The 26,417-nt window shown below is 65.1% G+C and carries 21 protein-coding genes and 1 riboswitch; of the genes, 13 read left to right on the top strand and 8 right to left on the bottom strand.

The features are described from left to right. Position 1: 1 nt before the first annotated feature. Positions 2–628, bottom strand: a complete 627-nt coding sequence (locus Q7C30_RS07260; protein ID WP_295481957.1) for a LysE family translocator — start codon at positions 626–628, stop codon at positions 2–4. 105 nt (positions 629–733) lie between these two features. Further along, a complete protein-coding gene (locus Q7C30_RS07255) occupies positions 734–7,087 on the bottom strand; it encodes a non-ribosomal peptide synthetase (protein ID WP_317871119.1) in 6,354 nt (2,117 codons plus the stop codon). Positions 7,088–7,499: 412 nt separating this feature from the next. On the opposite strand from Q7C30_RS07255, the gene Q7C30_RS07250 reads away from it, so the two are divergent. The 3 genes from Q7C30_RS07250 to Q7C30_RS07240 all read left to right on the top strand — a co-directional run bounded on the left by Q7C30_RS07250 (position 7,500) and on the right by Q7C30_RS07240 (position 10,018). Beyond that, positions 7,500–8,264: a helix-turn-helix transcriptional regulator gene (locus Q7C30_RS07250; protein WP_116888362.1), complete on the top strand. Its 765-nt coding sequence runs from the start codon at positions 7,500–7,502 to the stop codon at positions 8,262–8,264. Between the two features lie 17 nt (positions 8,265–8,281). Next, positions 8,282–9,700 carry an efflux transporter outer membrane subunit gene (locus Q7C30_RS07245; RefSeq protein ID WP_317871118.1) on the top strand — a complete coding sequence of 473 codons (1,419 nt, stop codon included), beginning with the start codon at positions 8,282–8,284 and terminating at the stop codon, positions 9,698–9,700. A gap of 144 nt (positions 9,701–9,844) precedes the next feature. Continuing rightward, positions 9,845–10,018 (top strand): hypothetical protein, encoded by a 174-nt coding sequence (locus Q7C30_RS07240; RefSeq protein ID WP_162889535.1) that lies wholly within the window; start codon positions 9,845–9,847, stop codon positions 10,016–10,018. A gap of 15 nt (positions 10,019–10,033) precedes the next feature. Here the strand turns inward: Q7C30_RS07240 and Q7C30_RS07235 are convergent, their stop codons facing one another. Continuing rightward, positions 10,034–10,804, bottom strand: coding sequence for a TraX family protein (locus Q7C30_RS07235; protein ID WP_317871117.1), 771 nt, complete (start codon positions 10,802–10,804; stop codon positions 10,034–10,036). Next, a complete protein-coding gene (locus Q7C30_RS07230) occupies positions 10,753–11,841 on the bottom strand; it encodes a metal-dependent hydrolase (protein ID WP_317871116.1) in 1,089 nt (362 codons plus the stop codon). The genes Q7C30_RS07235 and Q7C30_RS07230 overlap by 52 nt, the downstream gene beginning before the upstream one ends. A gap of 192 nt (positions 11,842–12,033) precedes the next feature. On the opposite strand from Q7C30_RS07230, the gene Q7C30_RS07225 reads away from it, so the two are divergent. Then, entirely contained in the window at positions 12,034–12,918 is an 885-nt protein-coding gene (locus Q7C30_RS07225) for an alpha/beta hydrolase (protein ID WP_317871115.1), read from the top strand. 13 nt (positions 12,919–12,931) lie between these two features. On the opposite strand, the gene Q7C30_RS07220 is transcribed toward Q7C30_RS07225, so the two are convergent. Further along, positions 12,932–13,663, bottom strand: a complete 732-nt coding sequence (locus tag Q7C30_RS07220; protein WP_029613507.1) for a hypothetical protein — start codon at positions 13,661–13,663, stop codon at positions 12,932–12,934. Between the two features lie 160 nt (positions 13,664–13,823). Next, positions 13,824–14,041: riboswitch (cobalamin riboswitch) on the top strand. Positions 14,042–14,137: 96 nt separating this feature from the next. Here Q7C30_RS07220 and Q7C30_RS07215 point away from each other — a divergent pair. The 6 genes from Q7C30_RS07215 (at position 14,138) to Q7C30_RS07190 (ending at position 20,330) form a co-directional block, all read left to right on the top strand. Beyond that, positions 14,138–14,323: a CbtB-domain containing protein gene (locus tag Q7C30_RS07215; protein WP_039578008.1), complete on the top strand. Its 186-nt coding sequence runs from the start codon at positions 14,138–14,140 to the stop codon at positions 14,321–14,323. A 10-nt stretch (positions 14,324–14,333) separates the two neighbouring features. Further along, on the top strand, positions 14,334–15,026 hold the full coding sequence (locus Q7C30_RS07210) for a CbtA family protein (protein WP_317871114.1): 693 nt from the start codon (positions 14,334–14,336) through the stop codon (positions 15,024–15,026). Beyond that, complete coding sequence (locus Q7C30_RS07205) at positions 15,026–15,418, top strand: cobalamin biosynthesis protein (protein ID WP_317871113.1); 393 nt, start codon at positions 15,026–15,028, stop codon at positions 15,416–15,418. The genes Q7C30_RS07210 and Q7C30_RS07205 overlap by 1 nt, the downstream gene beginning before the upstream one ends. Before the next feature lie 28 nt (positions 15,419–15,446). Next, positions 15,447–16,199 carry a precorrin-4 C(11)-methyltransferase gene (gene cobM / locus Q7C30_RS07200; protein WP_317871112.1) on the top strand — a complete coding sequence of 251 codons (753 nt, stop codon included), beginning with the start codon at positions 15,447–15,449 and terminating at the stop codon, positions 16,197–16,199. A gap of 253 nt (positions 16,200–16,452) precedes the next feature. Continuing rightward, entirely contained in the window at positions 16,453–17,067 is a 615-nt protein-coding gene (locus tag Q7C30_RS07195) for a response regulator transcription factor (RefSeq protein ID WP_039578027.1), read from the top strand. 68 nt (positions 17,068–17,135) lie between these two features. Next, positions 17,136–20,330 carry a transporter substrate-binding domain-containing protein gene (locus Q7C30_RS07190; protein ID WP_317871165.1) on the top strand — a complete coding sequence of 1,065 codons (3,195 nt, stop codon included), beginning with the start codon at positions 17,136–17,138 and terminating at the stop codon, positions 20,328–20,330. Here Q7C30_RS07190 and Q7C30_RS07185 read toward each other — a convergent pair. Continuing rightward, positions 20,305–21,624: a PAS domain-containing methyl-accepting chemotaxis protein gene (locus Q7C30_RS07185; protein WP_317871111.1), complete on the bottom strand. Its 1,320-nt coding sequence runs from the start codon at positions 21,622–21,624 to the stop codon at positions 20,305–20,307. The two genes, Q7C30_RS07190 and Q7C30_RS07185, sit on opposite strands and share 26 nt — an antisense overlap. A gap of 113 nt (positions 21,625–21,737) precedes the next feature. Then, positions 21,738–22,757, bottom strand: coding sequence for a LacI family DNA-binding transcriptional regulator (locus Q7C30_RS07180; protein WP_317871110.1), 1,020 nt, complete (start codon positions 22,755–22,757; stop codon positions 21,738–21,740). A 196-nt stretch (positions 22,758–22,953) separates the two neighbouring features. On the opposite strand from Q7C30_RS07180, the gene Q7C30_RS07175 reads away from it, so the two are divergent. From Q7C30_RS07175 to Q7C30_RS07165, 3 genes are all read left to right on the top strand, one after another. Further along, positions 22,954–23,493, top strand: coding sequence for a gluconokinase (locus tag Q7C30_RS07175; protein WP_039578034.1), 540 nt, complete (start codon positions 22,954–22,956; stop codon positions 23,491–23,493). Positions 23,494–23,599: 106 nt separating this feature from the next. After that, on the top strand, positions 23,600–24,952 hold the full coding sequence (locus Q7C30_RS07170; protein ID WP_317871109.1) for a GntP family permease: 1,353 nt from the start codon (positions 23,600–23,602) through the stop codon (positions 24,950–24,952). A gap of 84 nt (positions 24,953–25,036) precedes the next feature. Beyond that, positions 25,037–25,339 (top strand): hypothetical protein, encoded by a 303-nt coding sequence (locus Q7C30_RS07165; RefSeq protein ID WP_317871108.1) that lies wholly within the window; start codon positions 25,037–25,039, stop codon positions 25,337–25,339. 17 nt (positions 25,340–25,356) lie between these two features. On the opposite strand, the gene Q7C30_RS07160 is transcribed toward Q7C30_RS07165, so the two are convergent. Beyond that, positions 25,357–26,283, bottom strand: a complete 927-nt coding sequence (locus Q7C30_RS07160) for an alpha/beta hydrolase (protein ID WP_317871107.1) — start codon at positions 26,281–26,283, stop codon at positions 25,357–25,359. Between the last annotated feature and the right edge of the window lie 134 nt (positions 26,284–26,417).

The following is a 26,417-nucleotide window of genomic DNA, read 5'->3' as shown; positions in this document are numbered from 1 at the left end:
TTCAGCGCGGCCGCGCGACCAGCAAGCCGATCCCGGCACACCCCAGCAGCGAGGCACTGACCCGGTTGAACAGCCGCCGCGCGCGTGGGCGGTTGAACCAACGCTGCAGGAACACGCCCAGGCCGGCGTAGACGGCAATGGCGACCCACTCCAGCAGCAGGAACCACAACCCCAGCCAAAGGAACTGCTCAGCGAACGGCGTGCGGCTGTCCACCGTCACGAACTGTGGCAGAAACGCAGTGAACAACAGGATCGCCTTGGGATTGCCCGCCGCCACCCAGAACTCTTGCCGCGCCAGGCGCCAGAGCCCCCTGCGCGGGCTATCGTCGACCGGCCCGGTCGCGACCGGGGCGCGCCACAGCTGCCAGGCGATGTAGAACAGATACGCCGCCCCCGCCAGCTTGATGCCCAGGAACAGGTACTCGCTGGTGTGCAACACCACGGTCAGCCCCATCGCCGCCAGGGCGATCATTGCGGCGAAGGCCAGCAGCCGCCCGCCTCCGGCCAGGCAGGCGGTGCGCAGGCCATAACGGCTGGCATTGTGCAGCGACAGCAGGTTGTTCGGGCCCGGCGCCATGTTCAGGGCAAAACAGGCGGGGACGAATAGCAGCAGGTTCGACGCGTCCATTGTTGTTCTCCGTAGCGGACGGCCGCAGCGTCGCGCCGCAGCCCCCGCGCGGTCAAGCACAGTGGCGCGTCATTTGGCCGGCACAGTAGCGCCAACCTGAGGCAATCAAAGCCTGCGCCTGGCCTTGAGGCCGGGGATCGTGGTGGCGGCGATCTGCACCTCGGCGCGTGGCTGGCCGGCACTGGCCGCCAGTGCGGCCAGGGTCGGCTGACGGAACAACAGGCGGGCATCGGCCTGCAGCCCGGCTTGACGCATCCGCGCCACCACATTCACCGCCAACAGGGAATGACCGCCCAGCTCGAAGAAATTGTCGTCGCGGCCCACCTGTTCGACCTTGAGTACCTCGCTCCAGATGTGCGCCAGGGTGCACTCCAACTCCCCGCGTGGTGCCTCGAAAGCACGCGTGATCAGGGCTTGCGGGCCGGGTTCGGGCAGCGCCTTGCGGTCGATCTTGCCGTTGGGGCTCAACGGCATTTCGTCTAGCGCGACGAAAGCCGCAGGCACCATGTACGCCGGTAGCCGTGCCAGCAAATGATTGCGCAGCACTTCGAGCGACGGCGCACACTGCCCTTCGCGGCAGGTAAAGTAGGCCACCAGGCGCTCATCGCGCACCCGTACCGCACTCTGACCCAGCGCCGGATGCGCGGCCAGCAGGGCCTCGATTTCGCCCAATTCCACACGCAATCCGCGCAGCTTGACCTGAAAATCGTTGCGGCCGATGAACTCCAGCTCGCCGTCTTCACGCCAGCGCGTCAGGTCGCCCGTGCGGTACAGGCGGTCGCCTTGGACGAAAGGACTGGCGATGAAGCGGTCGGCTTCCAGCGTTGGCAGCCCGAGGTAGCCGCGGGCCACCCCAATACCCCCGATCAACAGCTCTCCCACAACGCCCTTGGGCACTGGCCGGCCATGGGTATCGACCACGTAGAGGCGGGTATTGGCGATCGCACGGCCAATGGGCGGTGCCACCGACGGCAAGGGTTGATCAGGTTCCAGGGTCCAGGCGGTGCTGTCCACCGTGGCCTCGGTAGGGCCATAGACGTTGTGCAGGCGCACTTGGGGCAGGCGCTCGCGCAGCAGCGTGGCCAAGGCCAGGGTCAGCTCGCCGCCGCCGCAGAAGATGTCCCTCAGGCTGGTGCATTGCTCCACGCCCGCTTGCTCGAGGAAAACATGCAGCAGCGCCGGTACGAACTTGACCGTGGTCACCTGCCGGGCCTGGATCAATTGCATCAGGTAGTGCGGATCGCGGTGCCCGTCCGGGCGCGGCAGCACCAGGCGCAGCCCGGCGCACAGCGGCCAGAACAGCTCCCAGACCGAGCCGTCGAAGCTGAACGGCGCCCGCTGCAGCAGCGCGTCACCTGGCCGTGGCGGACACAGCGTCGAGCTCCAGTGCATCAGGTTGCCCAGGCCGCGGTGCTCGACCATCACCCCCTTTGGCGTTCCGGTGGAGCCTGAGGTGTACATCACATAGGCCAGATTCGACGCGCTCAAGGCCACCTCAGGCGCCTGCTTCGACTGCGCCTGCCAGGCCGGCAGGTCGAGATCGACCAGCGCCACCGCCTGCGCCTCGAACAAGCCACGGGTCGCGGCCTGGACCAGCACGGCCACAGGCGAACTGTCCTGCACCAGATAGCGCAGGCGCTCGTCCGGGTATTCAGGATCGAGCGGCACGTAGGCCGCCCCAGCCTTGAGCACGCCCAGCAGCCCTACCAGCAACGGCAGGCCGCGCTCCAGGCATACACCGACGCGGCTGTCGGGCTTCACCCCGAGGCCAATCAGATGATGGGCCAACTGGTTGGCCTGCTCGTCGAGCGCGCGGTAAGTCAGCGTGGCCTCGTCGGTCTGCAAGGCGATTGACTCAGGCGTACGCTGCACTTGCGCCTCGAACAGCGACGGCAAGGTTCGACCCCGCAGTGCGTGGGCTTGCGCAGTATCGTTGAAGCCCTCCAGCAGCTCCCGCCGTTCGCCAGGCGGTACGCAGCACAGCCGCTCGAGGGGTTGCGAACTGTCCTGGTCGAGCGCCTCGCACAGCACCTCCAAGGCATGCTGCAGATACGTCAGCACCCGGCTGGCGCCCAGCGCCTGGGGCGCACGCACGCCCAGACGCAGGCTGTCGCCCTGATCGTCCACCGACAGCACCAGGGCGTGACTGTGCACCTCGCTGGCCTCCAGGAGTTGCGCACCGGGCAGCGTCGACTGTCCGTGGGTCAGTCCATGGCGGAAATTGATCAGGCTGTTGAACAGCGGCACACCCGCAGGCAGACCACTGCACTGCTGGGCCAGCGAAAGCGGTGCGTCCTCGTGCTCCAACAAGGCAGCCAATGCGCCTTGAGTGTCACCCAGCGCCTGGGCCACGCTGCGTCCGGCCAGGTGCAGGCGCAGCGGCAAGCTGTTGACGAACATGCCCAGCGCGCGATCGGCACCCTCGCCGGCCATCATCCGGCCCAGCAGCACCGTGCCGGTCACCACCTCGTCACGCCCGGCCAGCGCACCGAGGACCTGGGCCCAGGCCAGGTGCAACAGGCTGGGCAGCCCGACGTCGTGCTGCCTGGCCAAGCGTCGCAGGCTCCCGTTCAGCCTGCCGGACAGCGGCTGTTCGAGGCTTTCCAGCGTTTGCGGCGACACGTCGTGCGTCGGCATGCCTGGCAAGGATGGCGGCGCCTCGCCCCCTGCCAGCAGCGCGCGCAGAAACACCTCGTGCTGGGCCTGGCGCGCCTCGGCGCCGCTGAGCGCGACGTAGTTGCGGTAGGGTACGGGCGTGGCCAAAGCCTGCTGTGTGCCGCTCAGCACGGCGCGCAACTCGCCCAGCAGCACCTGTACCGAGACGGCGTCGTTGACCAGATGGTGGAAGCGCAGCAAGCCCAGCCAGCGCCCGTGCTCGACGTCCTCGGTGCCGGCCAGCGCCATCATCGGGGCGTGGCGCAGGTCCAGGGAACGTTGCGCGGTGGCGAAATGCGCGCGCAACTGCCCAGCCGCGTCGTGGGAGGCGATCTGCAGGACTTCCACGGGCAGGCGAGCCTCACGCCACACCACCTGCTGCGGCTGCTCCAACCCGTCCCAGTACAGGCTGGTGCGCAGGATGTCGTGGCGCTCGACCACGTGCTGCAACGCCTGGGCGAAGGCCTCGAAGCCGGCGCGGTCGGCGAAGGTGAACAAGGCCTGCTGCTGGTAGGGATCGTCGCCGCCACGCAGGTGGTGATAGAGCAAGCCTTGTTGCAGCGGTGCCAGCGGGTAGATCTCCTGAACGTTGGCGGCGCCTCCCGGTACGCTGGCGACGATCAGGTCGATCTGGGCCTGATCCAGGCGGGCAAGGCTCAACAACTGCGGGGTTATGCGGGTGCAGCCGCGGGGTACGCGGTTCCCGGCCACCTCGATCACACCTGCCTGACTGGCGGCTGCAAGGCTCGCCAAGGTCGGCTGCCCGAACAGCACCTGGACATCGGCGCGCAGGCCCTGCTGACGCATGCGCTCGACCAGTTGCACCGCCAGCAGCGAGTGGCCGCCAAGCTCGAAGAAGTGATCGTGTCGGCCGATAGCGGGTACGCCAAGCAGTTCGCTCCACAGCGCCGCCAGACGCTCCTCCACATCGCCGCGCGGCGCTTCGTGGACGCGGCGCACCCAAGCGTCCTGGCCCAACGCCGGCAGCGCGCGACGGTCGAGCTTGCCATTGGCGGTCAGTGGCCACTGCTCCACACGCTGATAACCCGCGGGTAGCAAGGCCGGTGGCAGCATGGCGCGCAGATGCTCGTGCAAGTCGCCCGGGGTTGGCGCATCGCCGATGAACCAGGCCTGCAACTGCCCGTCGCGCAGCAGCACCACCGCTTCGTGCACCTGCTCATGGCTGGCCAGCGCGGCCTCGATCTCGCCAAGCTCCACGCGCACTCCACGGATCTTCACCTGATCGTCGTTGCGTCCCAGGTATTCCAGCGCGCCGTCGTCACGCCAGCGCACCAGATCCCCCGTGCGGTACATTCGCGCTCCGGCTCGAGAGCTGAACGGATCGATCAGGAAACGCTCGGCGCTCATCTGCTCGCGTCCCAGATAGCCGCGAGCAACACCCAGTCCGCCGACGTACAGCTCTCCGGGTACGCCAATCGGCAGCAACCGTCGCTGAGCATCCAGGACGTACAACTGGGTATTGGCGATCGGGCCGCCGATGTGCAGCGCCGCCCCAGCGGTGACTCGCCCGGAACTGGCGACCACCGTTGCTTCGGTGGGTCCGTAGTTGTTGATCACCGCATAAGTCCGCTCACACGACAGCGTGCGCAGGCGGTCGCCGCCGATCAGCAGGGTGCGCAGGGTCGGATGATCTGGCTGCGTGAAGGCGTATTCGGCCACGGGGGTCGGCAGGAAGCTCACCTGCAGCGGCTGGGCACGCCACCAGCGCAGCAGCGCGTCGAGATCCTCGCCTGCTTCACCGACCGGTGCCAAGTGCAGGGTGGCGCCCGCGCACAGGGCGGGCCAGACTTCCCAGGCCATCGCATCGAAGCCGAAGCCTGCCAAGCTCGAGGTGTGCGTATCGACCGTCACATCGAAGGCGCCGCAATGCCAATCGACCAGATTGGCCAGCATCTGGTGTTCGACCATCACCCCCTTGGGCTGCCCGGTCGAGCCGGAGGTGTAGATCACATAGACCAAGCTGTGGGAATCAAGGCCGGCGACGCTAGGGTTATCCAGTGCGCCCTCAGGCAGCGGGCAGCCATCCAGCTCGATCACCGGAACGTCGTGGCGTGGCAGATGCTCGAGCAGTCGGCGTTGGGTCAGCAGCGCCACCGGCGCGCTGTCTTCGAGCAGATAAGCCAGGCGCTCGCGAGGATGCGCTGGATCGATCGGCACGTAGGCTGCTCCGGCCTTGAGCACGGCCAACAGCCCCACCAGCGTGTCGAGTCCGCGCCGCGCCAGCACGGCCACCCGCTGCTCGGGCTGCACGCCTTGGGCGATCAAGCGCCAGGCCAGGGCGTTGGCCCGCTGGTTCAGTTCGCCGTAGCTCAGCGATTGCCCCTGATGGACCGCAGCCAACGCGTGCGGCCGCTGTGCGGCCTGGGCTTCGATCCGTCGATGGACACAGGGTTCGCCTATCGGCTGCTGAGTCGCGTTCCAGTGACGTAGCCGATCATGTTCATGGGCGGTGAGCAGGTCGAAGTCGGCAACCGTCAGCGTAGGTGTTTGCAGGCCTTGATCGAGCACATGCATCAAGCGCTCGCCCAAGGCGTGGGCCTCATCGGCCGAAAGCCAGGCACGGTGATGCACCAGGTGCAACCAGGCTTTGTCGGTGTGCCGGTTGCTGCGCAAATGGATGGCCAGCGGCGTGGATTCGTGGCTATTGGACACCTTGACCGTGTGGCCGCTGGCGGCGCCAAAGCGGTAATCATGGTCGTCCTGTTCGTAGGACACCGACACTTCGAACAACTGGCGGCGCTCTTCGCCCAGCAGACCCAGCGCCCGATTCAGTTCGCTGACCGGCAGACGCTGATGGCGGAAATCCTGGCGCAGGGTATCGCGGATGGCCGCGATCAGCTCGGCGAAGGACAGGCTCGCGGAAAAGGCCAGCGGCACCGCGCTGACCTGAACGAAGGTGCCCAGGGTGGTCTTGAACCGCGCCCCACCCCGATTGAGTATCGGCAGCCCCACCACCCAGTCCTCGCGCTGGGCGCTGCGCGTGAACAGCACATGCAGCGCCGCCAGCAACACATGAAACGCCGAGGCCTTGTGGGTCTGCGCCAGTTGTTGCATGCGTGCGTGCAGGCTCGCGGGAAACGCCTGCACGCAGGTGCGTGCCGGGGCCTGGTCGGTGGCGCGGCGGTGATGATGACGCGCGGCCAGCAAGGGTTCGGGCACCTGCGCGAAGCGAGCCAGCCAGTAGTCGCGGTCGCGTGCCTGGCGGGACGAGTGGCGATACTGGTGATCCTCGTCGATGAACGCCGAGTAACACATTTGCGCGGCCGGCGGCGAGGTGCCCTCGACCAGCGCTGTGTAGTGGTCGCCCAGCGCCTTGATCAACTGCGCGAAGCCCCATCCATCGAGTAGCAAATGGTGTGCACGGCTGACAAGCCAATGGCGGTCGGGCGCCAGACGCAACAAGGTGAACGTCAACAGCGGGCTGCCGTCGAAGCGATAGGTGTGCTGCATGTGCGCCTGTACCCACGTGAGCGCGGCAGCGGCGGGATCGGTTTGCGCGGACAGATCCAGCATCGCCAACTCGACGGTTTCAGCTTCACCGGCGGGCGCGAAGCGCTGTAGCGGCAAACCTTCGGCGCCTGCGTCGAGCAGCAACTCGGTACGCAGTACCGGATGCGCCGCCAACAATGCTCGCAAGGCCTGGTGCAGTGGGTGCGGTTGCAAGTCACCGCGCAGGTCGGTGTACCCACCGGTGGTGTAGAGCGGCGAGTCACCTCGACTCAACTGGTCGAGCCAGATGTCGCGTTGAGCACTGGTCAGAGGGTAAGTATCGGCGGCGGGCATGGGCTGGGAGGTCCTTCTCCGTTGTTCGTCGGTCGATTCAAGCACCCTGCCCCTGCGGCGTATGGCCCATTAAACCCGGACACCGGCGGGATAAGCGCAGTTTGCGGATTCTTCTGTAGGACATTGGCTATTTGTTCGCCGCCGAGATCACTTACCCGTCAGCACTTAGCCTGGAAACGTGTTGCGATCATCGGCATTTTGACGCCAATTTGCTGACCATCACCGCGCAAACGTTTTACTCCACCTGAAACCGCTCGCCAATTCGCCGCTTATCGGTGCCATTTTCTGTCCCCGGTTTCCACTACAGACGCGACCTGCACCGCCGGTCTTGAATAGCGCCGCCTTCGCTCGGGCAGCCTCTGCGCCGGTGGGTGACTCTTAGGTGTGGTACACGAATCAAGGATGAACAGACATGAAACTCGACCCCCGCCGCCTGAGGCCGCACGATGCGCGCCTCTATCTGCAACTGGGTGAACTGATCGCCAGTGCCAGCGAGCCTGACTTCGCCGGCCACATGCTGCGATTCGTCGACGGACTGGTGCCGGTGCACCGGCTCGACCTGAGTGAGTGGACGATCGACAGCCGCCAGGGCTGCGTCGAGCGGACCAGGATGCTGGGCAGTGCCGGGGCGAGCGACGCGCTCTCCTCGGCAACCCCCACCGGCCTTGCCTTGCTGCAAGACATCGTGCAGATGAAAGACCCGCTGCTGATCCAGCACAAGCGCTCACAGCGCAAGGGCAGCGCACACCAGCATCTGCATCAGTGCAAGCTGGTGTCGCGCAGCGGTGACCGGCGCTGGGTGATCGGCTTTCATCGATCGCCCAGCCAACGCGCCTTTTCGCTCACTGAGCTGTCGCTGCTCAAGCGTCTGGCCGACACACTGCTGCCCTTGCTGGAGTATCACGCGCAGCGCCTGACACCCGGCGCCGACGAGGACTCGGACAGTGCCGACCTATTGCGCCAGGGCTTCGACGAGCGTTTGGCGCAGGAAGCAGTACAGCTCTCCAGCCGCGAACAGCAGGTGTGCCTGGGCCTGCTGACCGGAGGCACCGTGCCGGAAATGGCGCAGCGGCTGAACGTGAAGAACAGTTCGGTGGAAACCTACCTCAAGCGCGCCACCGCCAAGCTCGGCGTCAGTGGGCGCCACGGCCTGGCCCGATGGATGGCCGGCGCGTGAGCCAGACAGAGAACACCATGCTTAGATACCCTGCCGCCCTGCTCGTGTTGCTGCTCAGCGGCTGTACCCTCACGCCCGATTACCAGCGGCCACCCTCGCCCGTGCCAGCGCGCTTCGCCCAGACCGAGGCGGCCCCGGTCGAACCTGCCGTTTCTGATGACCGCCTGCGCGGCCAGGCGGTCTTTCGCGATCCGCTGCTGCGCGAGCTGATCGAACGCGCCCTGCGCGACAACCGCGACCTGCGCGTGGCGGCGCTCAACGTCCAGGCCTACCGTGCGCAATTTCGCCTCCAGCGCGCCGAGCAGTTGCCGCACCTCTCCGCCGATGCCCAAGGCCAGCGGCAGTACCTGCCACGGCGAATGACCGGCAGCGATGACGGCGCCATCAGCCAGACCTACTCCGCTACGTTGGGCCTGAGTGCATTCGAGCTCGACCTGTTCGGCCGCCTGCGCAGCCTTAGCGACAAGGCCCTGCTGACCTATTTGGCCAGCGAACAGGCCCGCCGCAGCGTGCAACTCACCCTGGTGGCCAGCGTCGCCAGCAGCTACCTGACCTGGCGCGCCGACCTGGAATTGCTGGCGCTGTCACACCAGACCCTGGAGGCCGATCAACAGCGCCTGCGCCTGACCCAAGGTCAGCGTCGTGCCGGCAGCGTGTCGGCCTTGCAGGTGCTGCAAGCCCAGACCCGCGTCGAGACGGGCCGTACGGCGGTTGCTCGCTACCAACGCCAGGTCGCCCAGGACGTCAATCAGTTGTCCCTGCTGGTGGGCTCAACGCTCGACGAGCGCCTGCCGGGCTTGCCGCTGGCGGCCGAACAGGTGGTCGAGCTACCCGCCGGGCTGCCCGACGATCTGCTGCAACGGCGGCCCGATATTCTCGAGGCCGAGTACCGTCTGCGCGCGGCCAACGCGGATATCGGAGCAGCGCGCGCGGCCTTCTTCCCTGGCATTCGCCTGACTGCCAGCGCCGGCAGTGCCAGTCGCGAACTCTCCGGGCTGTTCGATGGCGGCAGCGGCACGTGGCTGTTCCAGCCGCAAATCAGCCTGCCACTGTTCACCGCCGGCAGCCTGCGCGCGAGTCTTGATTATGCGCAACTGCAGAAAACACTCGAGGTGGCGCGCTACGAAAAATCCATCCAGACCGCGTTCCAGGAGGTGTCCGATGGTTTGGCTGCGCGTTCGACCTATCGTCGGCAACTGCTGGCGCAGCGCGACCTGGTGGATGCTACTCAGCGCTACTACGACCTGGCGAGCAACCGCTATCGGGCGGGAGTGGACAGCAGCCTGACCTTCCTCGATGCGCAGCGTTCGTTGTTCAGCGCGCGCCAGGGGCTGATCGATGATCGACTGGCGCAACTGCTCGCCGAGGTGAACCTGTATGTGGCCTTGGGCGGGGGGTGGGCAGTGGACGAACAGCACCGTCGGTCGGCCCCTTGAGCGTTCGCATGGACACTGCGGGTGTTGGCTGACTCACAGCCTATGAGGGCGGCCAATGGGCTGCCCCTCACTCCTGTGTTGGCCTGCCTGCGGGCAGGCCTTTTTTCCAGCCTGCGGTACAGCGAGAGTCTCGAGGTGAATACCATGAACGACAAACACCGGATGGGTGGCGGCGATGCGCAGACCGAATGGCCTGACCTGGATCCTGAACAGCGCAACGACCGCGTCGACGACCCCGACGCGGCACCTAACCTCACCGACGATGACCAGGAAAAGCATCCCACCGTGCCACGTGTCGACCCTGACTCGGGCGCCTGAGCCCAACGCCTGCCGTCACCCGGTGCCGGACACACGCATGATCAGCACCGCCTTGATCACCAGCAGATGCAACGGATAGAACCCGTAGGCCCAACGTCCTACAGGGCTGATGCGCCAGCGGTTGCACGCGAGCATTCGCCACCCAAGCGGAATCGCCAAGGCAGCGCTGGCCATTACCATCCATGTGAAGGGCTGTGCCAGATGCGAGGCCAGCCAACTGTTGGTCATGTTGCCGGCGATGGCCAACACCATCGGCAACATGAGTCCCACCCGCAGTCCGTTCCACAGCAAAAGGCAACCGGCGGGCAGTAACACGCCAGGCAGCCCGTACATCAACCGATCACGGAGTAGCCATGCCACCAGCACCGCCGAGACTGCTGCCAGCCGCGCCAGCCGTTGCGGATGATGCACGCCCCATGCGCAGAGCAGGCCCAAGGTCAGCGTCGGCATCACGCTGAAGGTCGTTGTTCCCGTGTCCAGCCAGCGATAAGGCGGCTCCGAAAGCACGCAGAACGCCAGCATCCAAACCAGGTAGCGCGCATGGGTCGAGCGGTACAACTGCCCCGATGGCACGCGCATCACATGACAGGCGATCACCAGACAGAACAACGGGAACGCCAGCCGACCGATGACGAACAGATCGACGGCCTCGGGCCACAGATAACGCAGGTGATCGGCGACCATGCTGAGGATGGCCACCCACTTGGCCAGGTCGAGCCCGGCCGAGCGACCGTTCAGCGAGACACCCCGGACGCTGCCGCAGGCGCCATCGCCCGTGCCGTCCACGCCTGCAACGGCAGCGGCGGGTGCTGGTCGAGGATGCGCCGCCCGATCAGCGCCAGATCACCGCCGTTGAACATCGAAGTGCCATTGTCGCGCCAGCGCGACGGCGTTTCGACCTGCCACTGACCTTGTGCGTCGCGACGGGCCATGGCGAAGCGGAAATTGTAATTACCGGGAATCCCCATGCGCAGGTCGGTGACTACCAGCGTACTGCCGACCACGTCGTAGCGCAGCCAGTCATCGGTAAACCAGCGCAGACGCGTGTACAACGGGTCGTCCTGCAACACCTTGGCCAGTGGCGTATTCAGCGACAGGTATTGCGTCTCCGGCGGCTCGCGGTCGAACAGACTGCTCACCCCTTCGTAGTAGCCGCCGTCCTCAGTCTTGGCCAGGACTCGCCAGAGCAGGTTGTTGAAAGCCATCGGCATGGCGCGAACTTCGCGCGGCGCCACGCCTTGCGCCTGCAAGGCCTGCTCGAAGCGCTGCTCGACGGTCATGCGCCCGGCCAGTCCAAAACCCAGGTACGCCGTGCTGAAGATCAACGCCGCCGTCATCAAGCCCCGGGCTCTGCGCCCCGGCCCGCGCCAGAAGGCGTAAGCCACGGCCATCAGCAAGGGCAAGGTGTAGATCGGGTCGATGATGAACACGGCGGCCCAGCTCAGCGGCGTCAGTGTCAGCGGCCAGAACAACTGGGTGCCGTAGACCGTGAAGGCGTCCAGCAGCGGATGAGTGACCAGCACCAGCCAGAACGCCACGAACAGTCGCGGCCAGCGGTAGCCTGCGTCGGGCCTGCGGCGCTGACCGATGCAGGCCACCAACCAGGCGAGCAGCAAGGCCACCCCGGTGAGGACGAAGATCGAGTGGGAAAAACCGCGGTGATAGGTCATCTGCGACACCGGATCGGCGTAGTGGATCACCACATCCAGGTCCGGCACAGTGGCCAATGCCGCGCCATAGACCAGCGCACGGCGTCCCTGCAGACGGCCGAGCAAGGTGCCCTGCAGCGCCGCGCCCAGTACAGCTTGGGTAATCGAGTCCACGATCAGCGTTCCATTGACAGTATCGGAGAAAGCTAACCCCCCTACGCCACTGCGAGCAAGGACCGGCCTGGCTGTTGTGCCGTGAGCGACACAGCTTGTAACCCTGTCGCCGAACCGCTCGGGGAAAATTTCCTACAGCCAGCAGCGAGGTTCTGCTAAAACGCTTCGGTGCCTTGTCCTGCGACCTTATTCATGACCGCCACCCTGTTCTCTCATCTCAAACGCCGCTGGTTCACCTGGCTGGCCGTGGCCCTGCTGGTGATCGGCCTGCCAACGGGCTGCGCCGTGCTGCAACATAAAGAGCGTGAGCTGGTGTTTCGTATCGAACCCGGTCAAGCCAGCTGGTTCCATGGCCTGCCGGCTGGCGTACAGGAGCTGGACTTGCGTGCGCGCAGCTTCACCCAGGGGCAGAGCCTGCATGCCTGGTGGTGGCCTGCCAAACGCGCGGATGCACCGGCGATCCTTTATCTGCATGGCGTACGCTGGAACCTGACCGGCCAGTTGTTCCGCATCCAGCAACTGCATGCCATGGGTTATTCGGTACTGGCGGTGGACTACCGCGGCTTCGGCCAGAGCCGGGGCGGCCTGCCGTCAGAAACCACAGTCTACGAAGACGCGCGCATCGCCTGGGACCGCTTTGCCCAGCTGCAGCCGGTGCCGGGCAAGCGCCTGATCTTCGGCCACTCGCTCGGTGGCGCCGTGGCGGTTGAACTGGCCTCCGAGCTTTCCCGGCAGGCCCGCAGTGACGGCACGCCAGTGCCCGCACGCGGCCTGATTCTGGAATCGACCTTTACGACACTTGGCGACGTCGCCGCTGCCGTGGCCAATACCAGCTTGCCGGTGCGCTGGTTGCTGTCGCAGAAGTTCGACTCGCTGGGCAAGATCGGCGAAGTCGGCCTGCCCGTGCTGCTGGTGCATGGCCTGGACGATCGCTACGTGCCGCCGCGTTTCAGCCAGGCCCTGTTCGACGCCGCCCAGGAGCCCAAGGCTCTGCTGCTGGTACCCGGCGCGACCCACAACAACAGCATGAGCCTGGCGGGCCAGCGCTATCGGCGCGCAATCGAAGCCTTGCTGTAGGGCCGCCTGCGGCTCATTGCACGGGCAGGAAGTTCATCAGCAACAGGCTTTGGGCATAGTTCAGGCCAATGCGCCGATAGCGCTCGTCGAGCATCTGCGCCAGCAGGTCCAGGCGCGCGACGATCTTGCCGAACTCCACGGCAAAACTCAGGTTGCTGCCCTCCTCGGAAATCTCGTTGGAGAACAACAGCAGCACGCCGTTGGCGTCCTGGCGTTGGCTGAGCATCCAGGTAGCTTTCTCGATGTTGCGCGCGGCGTTGTTGACGAACAATGGATCGATGGCGTCGGTCATGTAGAACTCGGTGCGCCCGCCATGGGCGGTCACCAGCATGCTGCCGATGGCATAGATGAAGGCGCCCACCCGGTCACCGCGAAACTCGGGGCTCAAGGCATAGCTCAGGGCAGCCAGGTCACGGCGTTGGCCCAGTTGCGCCAGCGGCTGGCGCTGCTCGATGGCTTGGCGGATCTGCCGCTCGGCGGTGGCAGCGTCCAGGTAGCCGGACTGACGCCACTGGTTGGGGTTGCGCAGGTACAGCTTGTTCATCAGCAGATAGAGGCTCTGCAGGTTGTCGCGCATCGACAGGGTCGCCATGCGGTCGACGCTGGTCTGGAACAGTTCGCTGGGATGGCCATTGCCCAACTGGGTGAAGACATCCTGACCCTCCTGGCGAGTGCACGCGCACAGGGTGATCAACGTGCCCACCAGCAACAGGCGAGCGCCATGACGAAGAGCAGGAACAGGCATCGGCACCGTGGTCCGGGTCAGCGGCCAAGCCGGGAATCGGCGCAGCCAGGCCCTGCATAGAGCCTGCAAATGTAAAAAAGTGCGACGCCTGTGCACAAAGCCCGTCCATGGCGAGGGTATTTGGTAACAAGAATTGACGGCGCGCGCATGACCGTGATCTGCTTACACCCTTACGTCGGGTGCCCCTTGCAGGGGTGAAACGGGAAACCGGTGCGTCGAGGCCCATTCCAGGGTTCGATCAGTCCGGTGCTGCCCCCGCAACGGTAAGCGAGCGAGCGTCTGATCCACTGTGTCCAAGGCATGGGAAGGTGACGCTGCTGTTGGAGGCCTTGCTTCTGCTCGCCAGCCCGGAGACCGGCCCGACGTTCAGTCATCACACCCCGCGGTGGGCGGGCGCTGTTGCCGATTCCTGGACGTTGTCGCTCCGGGCTCGCCGCGCTTGCTGTCGCCATGAAAAAAGCAGAGGAATGCGTCATGTCCGTCACCAGCGCCAAACACAGCATCGCCACGCCCGTCAGTCTCAGCCAACGCCTGGTGGTCGCCATCGGTGCCAGTCTGCTGGGCCTGTGCCTGGTCTACTTCGCCGGGTTCTCGCACCTGGAGGCCGTGCATAACGCGGCCCACGACACCCGCCACAGCGCCGCCTTCCCTTGCCATTGAGGGCCCAGCGATGATTACGCGTATTGCCCGCACCGCAGGCTTCAGTGGCCTGCTCGCTGCCCTGCTGCTGACCCTGCTGCAGAGCTTCTGGGTGGCCCCGTTGATTCTTCAGGCCGAAACCTACGAAAGCGCAGCCCCGGCCGAACAGCATGAGCACGCTGCAGGCCAAGCCGTGGCTGCCCATGAGCAGGACAGCGAAGCCTGGTCTCCGGAAGATGGCTGGCAGCGTGTGTTATCGACCACCGGCGGCAACCTGGTGGTGGCGGTCGGGTTCGCCTTGATCCTCGCCGCGTTGTACAGCCTGCGCGAGCCGGGACGCGTCAGCACGGGTGCCCTGTGGGGATTGGGCGGCTTCGCAGTGTTCTGCCTGGCACCGACGCTGGGCCTGCCGCCGGAGCTGCCGGGCACGGCCGCTGCCGACCTGGGCCAGCGCCAGACCTGGTGGATCGGCACCGCAGCGGCCACAGCCGTGGGCCTGGCCCTGTTGGTGTTTGCCCGGCATTGGTTGGTCAAGGTACTGGGCGCCGCGCTGCTGGTCGTTCCCCACCTGATCGGCGCGCCCCAGCCCGAGATATACGAGAGCCTGGCGCCCGAAGCACTCGAAGCGCAATTCAAAGTGGCCTCCTGGTTGACCAACGCGGCGTTCTGGATTGCTCTGGGCCTGCTCAGCGCCTGGCTCTACCGTCGTTCCGCTCAGGCCTGATGAGCGCGCTGTACGCAGGCTTCGGTTGCCGCCGAGGCTGCTCTGTCGAGGTGCTGGAGCACCTGCTACGGCGCAGCCTCGCGGCCCACGGCCTGGCCATCACGGCCGTGCGCGGAATCGCCAGTATTGCGTCGAAGGCCGATGAGCCGGGTCTCAGTGCGCTGTCACGGCGCCTGGCCCTGCCTCTGGTGTGCTACGACGCGCAACACCTGCAGCCCTTCCTGAACCAGCTCAGCCACCGCTCAGAAATATCCCACAAAACCACGGGCTGCTGGGGCGTCGCCGAAAGCGCGGCACTGGCACTGGCCGGGGGTCAGGGCGATCAGCCGCGCCTGCGCATTTCCCGCCAAGTGTTCGCTAGCGCTACCCTGGCAATTGCCTGCAACGGCTAGCACTGCTTCTCCTACCCAAGGAAGTCTCATGACGGTCTACTTCATCGGTGCCGGCCCCGGCGATCCCGAGCTGATCACGGTCAAGGGCCAGCGCCTGATCCGCCAATGTCCGGTGATCATCTACGCGGGATCCCTGGTACCGGCAGCGGTGCTCGAGGGCCATAGCGCTCGCACCGTACTCAATAGCGCCGAACTGCATCTGCAGCAGATCGTCGACGCCATGCACGATGCCCACCAGCAAGGCCTGGACGTGGCTCGCGTGCACAGTGGCGACCCGAGCCTGTATGGGGCGATCGGGGAGCAGATACGCCATCTGCGCGAACTGGGGATCGACTACCAGATCATCCCAGGCGTCACCGCCACGGCCGCCAGCGCCGCCTTGCTCGGCTGCGAGCTGACGCTGCCCGACGTGGCGCAGACGGTGATCCTCACCCGTTACGCCGATGCCTCGCCCATGCCCGCCGGCGAGCAGTTGGCTGACCTGGCACGCCATCGCAGCACGCTGGCGATCCACCTGGGTGTGCGTCACCTGCCGAAGATCGTCGCCGAACTGCTGCCGTATTACGGCGCCGATTGCCCGGTTGCCGTGGTCCACCGGGCCACTTGGCCGGATCAGGACTGGGTGCGCGGCACGCTGGCCGACATTGTCGAGGGTGTGGCAGCGAAGGGCTTTCGGCGTACCGCGCTGATTCTGGTCGGCCATGTCCTGGGCGATGCACCGTTCTCTGAATCGGCGCTCTACCGGGCAGGCCACGCCCACCTCTACCGGCCGCTCAACTGACCGGGCGCCTTCCCTGCCTAGGCCGCGTCCTACACGCTCGCGATAGCGCTCGCCGCGAGCGTCATCTCAATCCCACATCCTCAGCCGCTTTTGTAGGGAATATCTACATCCTGTGGCGGCTTTTTCCACACGCCTATACTCGCCATTATCAAAGCGTTCTGATGGACGTATCGTGCGCGCAGCCAGATTGGCCCTACAGACGCATTCCTGGGTAATGCCAGGAACGAACATAAATTCTTACAGGAGCTTGCCCATGACCACCGTACTGATGGTCGATGATCACCCAACCGTCCGCCTGGCCGTGCGCATTCTGCTCGAGCGCGAACGCTTCGAGGTGGTCGGCGAATCCGGAAACGGGATCGAGGCCGTGCAAATGGCGCGTCAGCTCTCACCCAAGGTGGTGATCCTCGATATCGGTCTGCCGGGGCTGGACGGCATGGAGGTGATCAAGCGCCTGCAGATGCTGGAGCCGGCGCCGAAGATCATGGTCCTGACCGGGCAATCTTCCGAGCTGTACGTACGCCGCTGCCTGGATGCCGGCATCGCGGCCTTCGTCAACAAAGACGAAGACCTCGACGCCCTGCTGTTCGCGCTCAAGGCCTTGGTCAAGGGGTATTCGACGTTTCCGCAGATGTCGGTCAACAGCAACACGCTGGAGTCGGAGACGGTGCGCCTGAACAGTCTGTCGAACCGCGAGATGGAAGTGCTGCGCCGGCTTTCACGCGGGGAGAACAACAAGTACATCGGCACCGCCATGAACCTCAGTGCCAAGACCATCAGCACCTACCGTGGCCGGATCGGCGACAAGCTCAAGACCGAGTCGCTGGTGGAAATGGTCGATCTGGCCAAACGCAACAACATCACCTGAGCCCGCCCATGACGCCCTGGCTGCGCAGACTGTTGCTGATACTGACGCTCACAGTGTCGGCAGCCGCCATGGCGGACAGCCAGCCGCGTCAACTGCTGGCCCGCTCGCTCAGTGCCAGCCCTGCGCTGGTGTTGAGTCAGGACGATCGGCAATGGCTCGATGAGCGCAAGGTGCTGGTGCTGGGTAGCTCCCAGCCCGACTATCCACCGTTTGAAATCAACGTCAGCCCGCAAGACTACGAAGGCCTGAGCGCCGACTATGCCGGTCTGATCGGCGAGCAGTTGGGCATTCCGATCACGGTGCGGCGCTTCGCTAGCCGTACAGAGGCCATCGATGCACTACGGCGCGGCCAGATCGATCTGCTCGGCAGTTCCAACGGCTTCGAGGCGCAAGATGGCGGCCTTGCACTGAGCCATTCCTACGCCGACGATCTGCCGGTCATCGTGACCCGCCAGGACCGCCCTCAACTCGACGATCAAAGCCTGGCCGGAATGACCTTGGCCATGGTCGATCACTATGTGCCTGCCAGCACGGTGCGTGCGCTTTACCCCCAGGCTCGACTACAGCTCTACCGCTCGACCCAGGCCGGCCTGAGCGCCGTGGCGCTGGGCAGTGCCGACGCCTATATCGGCGATGCGATCAGCTCGGACTATGCCATCGGCCGCGCCTACCAAGGTCTGGTGCGCATCGATCACTTCGTGCCGACGCCTGCCGGCAGCTTCGCCTTCGCGTTGGACCAGCACAACGTCAGGCTGCTGAAGCTGGTGGATCAGGCACTGGAGCGCATCACCGACAGCGAACGCTTGAACATCCTGCGCCGCTGGTCCAGCGGCAACACCAGCCTGCTGCTGCAACGTCGTCTGGCCACGCTCACTGCCGAGGAGCAACAGTGGCTGGTCACGGCGCCGACGCTGCAGGTGCTGGTCAATCCCAGCCTGGCGCCCCTGACCTTCAATGACAGCCAACAGCAACCAACCGGCATCACCCTGGAAGTGCTCAAGCAGATCAGCCTGCGCACCGGGCTGCGCTTCGAAATCGTCGAGCGCGATTCGGTGGCGGCCATGGTCGATGAGGTGGCAAGCGGCGCCGCACACATGGCCGGTGCGCTCGACTACAGTCGCGAACGCGCCTCGCGGGTGCGCTTCACCCGCCCTTATCTGATCAGCCCGACCGTGCGTGTTGTCCGCCGCAACGCACCGCTGACACAGCGCTTGGACGATCAGCGCATCGCCCTGGTGCGCGGCGCCTCCCCGCACGTGGCGCTGCTGCAACGCTACCCTGCGGCCAGGGTCATCGAGAGCGACAACGCGCTGACCATGATGGAGTCGGTGGCCAAGGGCGAAGCCGATGTCGCGCTCATCAGCCAGATCGCCGCGGCCTATTACCTCACCCACGTGTTCAAGGACAAGCTGCGCATCGCTGGCTTGCAAGACGACGAACAGTCCGTCGCTGCGTTTGCCGTGTCACCGGATCTGCCCGTGCTGCAATCGATTCTGGACAAGGCGCTGCTGAGCATTCCGCCGGACGAACTCGACCAGTTGATCAACCGCTGGCGCACCAGCACCATCGCCAGCGATAGCCTGTGGGGCAACTACCGTTCACTGGCCCTGCAAGTGCTGGTGCTGTCGGCGGTCCTCTTGGCCGGCGTGGTGTTCTGGAATGGCTACCTGCGCAAGCTCATCCACCAGCGCAGTGAGGCGCAACAGGCATTGCAGACGCAGTTGACGCTCAGTCGCAGCTTGCTCGAGCAATTACGTCTGGCCAAGGAGGAGGCAGAGCGCGCAAGCCAGGCCAAGAGCAGTTTTCTGGCCATCATGAGTCACGAAATTCGCACGCCGATGAACGCCATCATGGGGCTGCTGGAACTGGCGCTGAACGATCACCGCGAAGGCCGCAGCGATCCGCAGGGCCTGCAAACCGCGCATGATGCAGCGCGTGCCCTACTCGACCTGATTGGCGACATTCTCGATATTTCACGGATCGAATCCGGCCATATGACCTTGCAACCCGTTCCCGCCGACCTGGTCGAGCTGGTCAGGTCCGTGCTGCGTGCGTTCGAGGCCAATGCACGCCTGAAGGGTCTGGCGCTGCACGCCAGCCTGCCAGACGCGCCGACCTGGGTCAGCGTCGATGCGGTGCGCTTGCGCCAGATCATCGCCAACCTCATCAGCAATGCCATCAAGTTCACCGACCAGGGTCAGGTCGATGTCCGGCTCTGGACCGAACCCGACGCCGAGGGCTGGCTGCGCGTGGAGTTGCAGGTGCAGGACAGTGGCATCGGCATCAGCCAGGCGGACCAGGCGCGGCTGTTCAAAGCCTTCGGCCAGCTCGACAGCCAGCGCGTACGTCACGGAGCAGGACTGGGCCTGATCATCAGCCGAACCCTGTGCCAGCTCATGGCAGGCGAACTGCATTTGCAGAGCCTGGAAGGCGTCGGCACGCGGGTCGAGGTCAGACTCAGGCTACAGAGCGCCACCCCCGTGCCCAGCAGCGGCTCAGCCTTGCCCGTCGAAGTCATCGGTGGCAACCCCTTGCGCATCCTGGTGGCTGACGACTACCCCGCCAATCTCATGCTCCTGGAAAAGCAACTGCATAGCCTCGGTCACCACGTCAGCCTCGCGGAAAACGGTGAGGCGGCGTGGGTCCTGTGGCAAGCGGAGGATTTCGACGTGGTGCTCACCGATTGCAGCATGCCGGTGATGGACGGCCATGAATTGACACGTCGCATCCGCGCCTTGGAGCGCGAACGCGGCCTATCGCCTTGCACCATTCTGGGGATCACGGCCAATGCCCAGGCCGAAGCGCGAGCGCAATGCCTGGCCGACGGCATGGACGACTGCCTGTTCAAGCCTATTGGCCTGCAACTGCTCAAGGCCCATCTGCCACAGGCGCCCGCGCGTACGCCTGATCGCCCGGAAAGCGGTTTCGACCTTGCTCAACTGCGTCACCTTACCCAGGACGACGCCAGTCTCACCCGGCGCCTGCTTGAACAACTCGCGCGCAGCACCGCCGAGGATCTCCAAGCCCTGCGCGCGCTCACGCCCGACAGCGCCCCTGCCGAGCTGAAAGCGCTGGTCCATCGGATCAAGGGCGGCGCTCGCATGCTCAAGGTGCGTGGCGTGGTCCGCGACTGCGAGGCCTTGGAACAGGCCCTCGCCGATGACAGCCCCAGCGCCGAGCACCTACGGCGCCTGGAGACGAACCTGCAAGGCCTGGAGCTGGAACTGCGCCAAGGGCTCAATGCAATTGCAGGGTCGAACTGATCTGGCTGATGGCATCGACCACATGCCGCGAGCCCTGCTGGATTTCCATGATCACCGTGCCGGCTTCATTGGCCAACTCAACGCCCATCCCCGTGCGTGACAGACTCGACTGCATGCTGGCAACTGCAGTCAATGACAGGTCCTGGTTCTGGCGCACCACCTCGACGATCTCCAGCGTCGCCTTGCTGGTGCGTGCCGCCAGGCTGCGCACCTCATCGGCGACCACCGCGAACCCTCGACCATGCTCCCCGGCCCGTGCCGCCTCGATGGCGGCGTTGAGCGCAAGCAGGTTGGTCTGGTCGGCGATCCCGCGAATGGTCGACACGATCTGCCCGATCACCTGTGACTGTCGACTCACGGCATCGATGCTGCGCGCGGCATCGTTGAGCTCGACGGAAATCTGTTCGATCACCTGCACGGCCTGCTGCACCACCTCGGTGCCCTTGCGCGCGCAAGCGTCGGTCTGCACCGAACTGGCATGGGCGGCCTCGGCTGCGCTCTGCTGGGTGCTGATCTGGTCGGTGATATCGCTGGCGAACTTGACCACCTTGTACAGGCGGCCCTTGCTGTCGAACATCGGGTTATAGGAAGCCTCCAGATACACTGTCCGGCCTTGTCTATCGATGCGCTCGAAGCGGTGGGAATGGTACTCGCCGCGGTTCAGCGATGCCCAGAACTGTCGGTACTGCTCCGATTCACGCTCATGGGGGTGGCAGAACAGACCATGGTGGCGTCCGACCACCTCATCGAGCTGATAGCCCATGGTGTCGAGGAAGTTCTGGTTGGCGGCGATCACCCGCCCTTCGGGGGTGAATTCGATGACCGCCATCGAGCGCCCGATGGCCTGGAGCAGGCTCTCGCGCTCATGGGATTCGCGGGAGCGCTGGGTGACATCGGCCGCCACTTTGATCACGCTGGTCACCTGCTGCTGCTCGTCGAGCACCGGCATGTAACTTGCCTCCAGCCACACCTCGCGGCCCGCCTTGTCGAGGCGCTCGAAGGTGCCGCTGATGGCCTTGCCCTGACTCAGTTCGTGCCACAGTTGCTGATACTCGGCACTGTTGGCGTACTCGGGTTCGCAGAACAGGCGATGATGCTGGCCGAGGATCTCGTCGACCGTGTAGCCCATCGCAACACAGAACTTGGCATTGGCTTGGAGGATGACGCCGTCAACGGAGAACTCGATCATGGCCATCGACCGGCTGATCGCGGCCAGCTTGGCTTGCACCGCAGCCAACGCCTCCCGGCAGCGCTCGTTGTGCATCGAATCGGACTTGCGCTGAAAACCGAACATGCGCCGAACCTCCTTGTATGGGCGGGAATGTGCAGAGCATATAACGGAATTGGCACCATGCAAGCGATGCGGCATCGCCGTTTGTCCAGTGTCCCGAGGACTGCAGTGGGGGCTCAGGAACTCTCCCGCACGACCAGTTCGAAGCCCATGTCCTGGCGCTCATCGACCACACGCTTTCCGTCGAGCAGGTTCAGCAGCGCCTGGGCAGCATGGCGCCCCACGGCGGCGCGCGGGGTTCGGATGGACGTCAGTCTCGGCACCATGTGTGCCGAGGCCGGCAGGTCATTGAAGCCGACCATGGCCACCTGCTGAGGCACCTCGATACCCTGGCGAAGGGCTTGCAACACAGCGCCTTGAGCCAGGTCGTCATTGCAGAAGAAAATCCCGTCCACCTCCGGCGCCTGTTCCAGCAGACGACTGAACAATTCGCCGCCCAGGCCAATGGACGACGGTTGCGGATCGAGCACCTCCAGCGCCGGTGCGGCCAGCCCCGCTTCGCGCAGGGCCTGCCGGAAGCCCTCGGCGCGCTGCATCACCCTCGGGTCCAACTGCGCCGCGATGAAGGCCAGACGCCGCCGACCACGGGCGATCAAATGCTCGGCGGCGGCGCGACCGGCGCACTGCTGGGAGAAACCCACCGACAAATCGCCCGGCTCACCGCCCAGTTCCATCATGTGCACGCAAGGCACGCCGCTGGCCGCGAGCATCTGCCGCGAGGCCTCACTGCGCTCGAAGCCGGTCAACAGGATGCCGCAGGGCTGGTAGGCCAGATAATTGCGGATGAGGTTCTCTTCTTCGCCGGCATCGTAGTGGTAATTGCCGATCAGCACTTCCAGGCCACGCGGACGCATCACCTCATGGATCGCTTCGAGGGTGTCGATGAACAACTGGTTGGACAACGACGGAATCAGCACCACCACCGAGTGGCTGCGCGCCGAAGCCAGGGCGCGTGCGGCGGGATTGGCCACGTAGCCCAGGCTCGCGGCCGCTGCCACGACTTTTTCCACCAACGCCGGGGCAACGGTGCTGACGCCGCGCAACGCGCGCGAAGCGGTGATCGGGGAAACCCCGGACAATCTGGCGACTTCGGCCAGGGTGGGACGACCGGTGGTGCGGGAGCCGATGCGGGTCATGGATGTTGTAATTTTACTACTTGCAAGAAGGGGGAACGGTCTCTAAGGTAGCGCTGTCTCAGGATGCAGGCAACGCCTCAATCGTTGCAGCAGTCCGAACTGCGTATCACAAAATCAATAACACCCGGGAGGGTGGCGCCTGCACCACTGCTCGTCGAGCGTGAGACAGCGCTGTCTTACCCCGCAGGAGGTACCGATGAACCCTTCCCTTTGCGCCATTGTGGTCATGGGCGTGGCAGGCTGCGGCAAAAGCTGCGTCGGCTCGGCCATCGCGGCCCGAAGTGGCGGTCGCCTGATCGAAGGCGATGCTTTCCACCCTGCCGAAAACATCCGCAAGATGAGCGCCGGTATTCCCCTGGACGACAACGACCGCGCCGGTTGGCTGACGCGCCTGGGCGAAGAATTGCAGGCCATCGTCAAGGCCGGCGAGCGCCCCATCCTCACCTGCTCCGCGCTCAAGCGCCGCTATCGTGAAACCTTGCGCCAGGCCATGCCGGGCCTTGGCTTCGTATTTCTCGAGCTGAGCCCCGAGGAAGCCGAGCGCCGCGTACTGGCCCGCCCCGGCCACTTCATGCCCGCCAGCCTGATCGACAGCCAGTTCGCGGCCCTCGAGCCGCCTCACGGCGAACCCCTCACGCTTGCGCTGGATGCCACACGTCCGATCGCCGCGCTGGCCGAGCGTGTGAACGACTGGCTAAAGCCCTGCGGTGAGCGGAGCCTGGCGCGAACCGCCTGAATGCGGTTTTCCGGCTCACCAAAGATAGCGCTGTCTTGATGCCTTGCACTCAAGACCTACCCTGCTCCGCCACTACAACAACGACAAGACCGAGGCATAGACTCCCATGTTCGGACTGGCTACTGATACCTACCTGCTGCTCGACGCGCTGGTCACCATCGTCGGACTGATCCTGCTGATCACCCATTTCAAGGTTCACCCCTTCGTCGCCCTGACCCTGGCTGCCGGCTTTCTCGGCCTGACCTCGGGCATGCCGGTGGCCAAGGTCATGAAATCGTTCCAGGACGGCTTCGGCGGCGTGCTCGGCTTCGTCGGCATCGTCCTCGCGCTGGGCACCATGCTCGGCAAGCTGATGGCCGACTCCGGCGGCGCCGACCAGATCGCGCAGACGCTGATCCGCGCCTTCGGCAAGCAAAAGGTGCACTGGGCGATGATGTTCGCCGCCTTCCTCGTCGGCATCCCGCTGTTCTTCGAGATCGGCTTCGTGCTGCTGATCCCGCTGGTATTCATCGTCGCGCGACGCTCGGGCGTGTCGCTGGTGAAGATCGGCATCCCGCTGCTGGCGGGTTTGTCAGTGGTGCACGGCCTGGTGCCGCCGCATCCGGGACCGCTGCTGGCGATCGGCATCTTCCACGCCGATATCGGCAAGACCATCTTCTATGGCCTGCTGGTAGCACTGCCCACCGCCGTGATCGCCGGCCCGTTGTTCGGCAACTTCATCTCGCGCTACATCCCCGGCAACCCCTCCCAGGAACTGATGGACCAGATCGCCCGCGAATCGGACCAGAAGAACCTGCCCAGCTTCACCGTCACTCTGGTCACCGTGCTGTTGCCGGTCGCGCTGATGCTGCTCAAGACCTTCGCCGACGTGGTGCTGCCGACCGACCATATCGTGCGCCAATGGATGGACCTGATCGGGCACCCGATCACCGCCCTGCTCGCTGCCCTGCTGCTGGCCTTCTATACCTTCGGTTCGGCGCGCGGCTTCAGCCGTCAGCAGATCATGAAGATGCTCGACCACAGCCTGGCGCCCACCGCAGCCATCGTGCTGATCGTCGGCGCCGGGGGCGGCTTCAAACAGATGCTGGTCGATACCGGCGTCGGCAACGTGATCGGGCAGATGGCGGTCCAGGCCGAAATCTCACCGATCCTGCTGGCCTGGCTGGTGGCTGCGGTGATTCGTATCGCCACCGGTTCGGCGACGGTAGCCACCATCACCGGCGCCGGCATCGTCGCGCCGGTGATCGAACTGGTGCCTGGGGTCAACCGTGAGCTGCTGGTATTGGCCACCGGTGCCGGCTCGCTGATCCTCTCCCACGTCAATGACGCCGGCTTCTGGTTGGTCAAGCAGTACTTCAACATGACCGTGGCTGAAACCTTCAAGACCTGGAGCATGATGGAAACCATCCTCTCGGTGGTCGGCATCATCTTCATCATGTTGCTGTCGACGGTTGTCTGACCGTCGGTCGGGATAATGGCACCTTGCCGCGCATGACAGGGCCCAAGGGAAACACGCCCTGTTCTGCGCAAAGGAGTTTGCCCCATGAAGCGATCCCTGACCCGTTCCTGTCTGCTGGCTGCCCTGCTGTGCTCACCGCTGGCGATGGCAGTGGGCACTGGCACCACCTACCCGGACGACCCGCACAACCCAGGCCCTGCGCCTGGAGTGGACAGCACCCTCAATCCCATCCAGCAGCCCATGCCTCGTGACACCGACCCACGTGTGCCCAACGCCGAGAGCGAAAGCCCGTCGATCAAGCAAAAGGATGATGCTGACCTGCCAGGTATGGATCAAACCGGGTCAGAAGGCGCCGGAGCGCAGGGCGATGGCGGCGCCAATCGCTGAGTGGCATATAGCGCAATTCACTCATTGACGCGACGCAGCACTGGCGCGCCTTCATGGCGCGCCAGAATCCGCCCTATCTGCTCGGCCAAGGCTCGCTCAGGTTCATCGAGGTGAAAATGGTGCCCACCCGGGTACCACGACACCTGCGCATGAGCGGGCAAGGCGGATTTACGGCGATTGAAAACGGGGCCTGCGCACCGACCCTGACGGGCCAGAATCAGGTACAACGGACAGTGGATCTGCTGGAGCAGCTTGCACGCTTCTTTCTCGGTCAAGGGCATGCTTTCCGGGAGCGCCAGCCGTTCATCATGGCGCCAGCGATAGCCATCGCCCGTCTGCAGCAGGTCTCGCTGAGCCAGTAACCTGATTGCCTCCTCGGATACCTCAGCGCCCAACCGGTCGCGACGCTGTCCCATCGCTTGCTCGAGGTTCTCGAATCTACTGCCCGACAACGGCCCGGTGCTGCCTGCCTGGCTGCGCTGCACCATGCGCTTGAGCCGATAGGCGCGAGCCAGATGCGGCAGCCGCTCGCCCTCATCGACGGTAAAAGGTACTCCCATGCCATCGAGAAAGGTCATGCTGACGACAGTGCTGGTGAGCAGGGCGAGTATCGAGGCGATGCCACTGCCCATACCGTGCGCCACAACATGGAAAGGCCCAAGCCCCAGGCGATCGACCAATGCCAGAACATCTTCGGCATGCTCCCAGAGGTAGTACCCGCTGTCTTCGCGTCGATGATCGGAGCGACCGTGCCCAATCAGGTCAGGGGCCACGATGAAACAGTCCTCCATGAGCGGCGCCAGGCGCTCGAACGAGGCCGCGTTATCCAGCCAGCCGTGCAGCGCGAGCACCGGAATGGCTCCCTGCTCTCCCCACGTGCGGACTGCCATCTCGATACCGTTGAGGTCCAGCAGGTAATCCTTGGGCATGGACTGCGTAGGCATGGCGCGCTCCCTGGCATGGCCCGACGTCCGAAACAACGCGGGCGAGTGAACCACCTTGGACCATCAGGGCACTGGCCAAAGGCCCGAGCGCGACCGTCACTTAGGCAGACGCGACGCCGCCAATCAGTTCACGC

The sequence above is a fragment of the Pseudomonas sp. RAC1 genome (assembly GCF_030658255.1).
In the GTDB taxonomy this organism is placed as follows: Bacteria; Pseudomonadota; Gammaproteobacteria; order Pseudomonadales; family Pseudomonadaceae; genus Aquipseudomonas; species Aquipseudomonas boreofloridensis.
This window is presented reverse-complemented; position numbering and strand designations above follow the sequence as displayed.

Excerpts from the sequence above, each read along its gene's own strand:
- Q7C30_RS07260 (WP_295481957.1), bottom strand. The coding sequence starts at position 628 with ATGGACGCGTCGAACCTGCTGCTATTCGTCCCCGCCTGTTTTGCCCTG.
- Q7C30_RS07255 (WP_317871119.1), bottom strand. The coding sequence starts at position 7,087 with ATGCCCGCCGCCGATACTTACCCTCTGACCAGTGCTCAACGCGACATC.
- Q7C30_RS07250 (WP_116888362.1), top strand. The coding sequence starts at position 7,500 with ATGAAACTCGACCCCCGCCGCCTGAGGCCGCACGATGCGCGCCTCTAT.
- Q7C30_RS07245 (WP_317871118.1), top strand. The coding sequence starts at position 8,282 with ATGCTTAGATACCCTGCCGCCCTGCTCGTGTTGCTGCTCAGCGGCTGT.
- Q7C30_RS07240 (WP_162889535.1), top strand. The coding sequence starts at position 9,845 with ATGAACGACAAACACCGGATGGGTGGCGGCGATGCGCAGACCGAATGG.
- Q7C30_RS07225 (WP_317871115.1), top strand. The coding sequence starts at position 12,034 with ATGACCGCCACCCTGTTCTCTCATCTCAAACGCCGCTGGTTCACCTGG.
- Q7C30_RS07220 (WP_029613507.1), bottom strand. The coding sequence starts at position 13,663 with ATGCCTGTTCCTGCTCTTCGTCATGGCGCTCGCCTGTTGCTGGTGGGC.
- Q7C30_RS07215 (WP_039578008.1), top strand. The coding sequence starts at position 14,138 with ATGTCCGTCACCAGCGCCAAACACAGCATCGCCACGCCCGTCAGTCTC.
- Q7C30_RS07210 (WP_317871114.1), top strand. The coding sequence starts at position 14,334 with ATGATTACGCGTATTGCCCGCACCGCAGGCTTCAGTGGCCTGCTCGCT.
- Q7C30_RS07205 (WP_317871113.1), top strand. The coding sequence starts at position 15,026 with ATGAGCGCGCTGTACGCAGGCTTCGGTTGCCGCCGAGGCTGCTCTGTC.
- cobM (WP_317871112.1), top strand. The coding sequence starts at position 15,447 with ATGACGGTCTACTTCATCGGTGCCGGCCCCGGCGATCCCGAGCTGATC.
- Q7C30_RS07195 (WP_039578027.1), top strand. The coding sequence starts at position 16,453 with ATGACCACCGTACTGATGGTCGATGATCACCCAACCGTCCGCCTGGCC.
- Q7C30_RS07190 (WP_317871165.1), top strand. The coding sequence starts at position 17,136 with ATGGCGGACAGCCAGCCGCGTCAACTGCTGGCCCGCTCGCTCAGTGCC.
- Q7C30_RS07185 (WP_317871111.1), bottom strand. The coding sequence starts at position 21,624 with ATGTTCGGTTTTCAGCGCAAGTCCGATTCGATGCACAACGAGCGCTGC.
- Q7C30_RS07180 (WP_317871110.1), bottom strand. The coding sequence starts at position 22,757 with ATGACCCGCATCGGCTCCCGCACCACCGGTCGTCCCACCCTGGCCGAA.
- Q7C30_RS07175 (WP_039578034.1), top strand. The coding sequence starts at position 22,954 with ATGAACCCTTCCCTTTGCGCCATTGTGGTCATGGGCGTGGCAGGCTGC.
- Q7C30_RS07170 (WP_317871109.1), top strand. The coding sequence starts at position 23,600 with ATGTTCGGACTGGCTACTGATACCTACCTGCTGCTCGACGCGCTGGTC.
- Q7C30_RS07165 (WP_317871108.1), top strand. The coding sequence starts at position 25,037 with ATGAAGCGATCCCTGACCCGTTCCTGTCTGCTGGCTGCCCTGCTGTGC.
- Q7C30_RS07160 (WP_317871107.1), bottom strand. The coding sequence starts at position 26,283 with ATGCCTACGCAGTCCATGCCCAAGGATTACCTGCTGGACCTCAACGGT.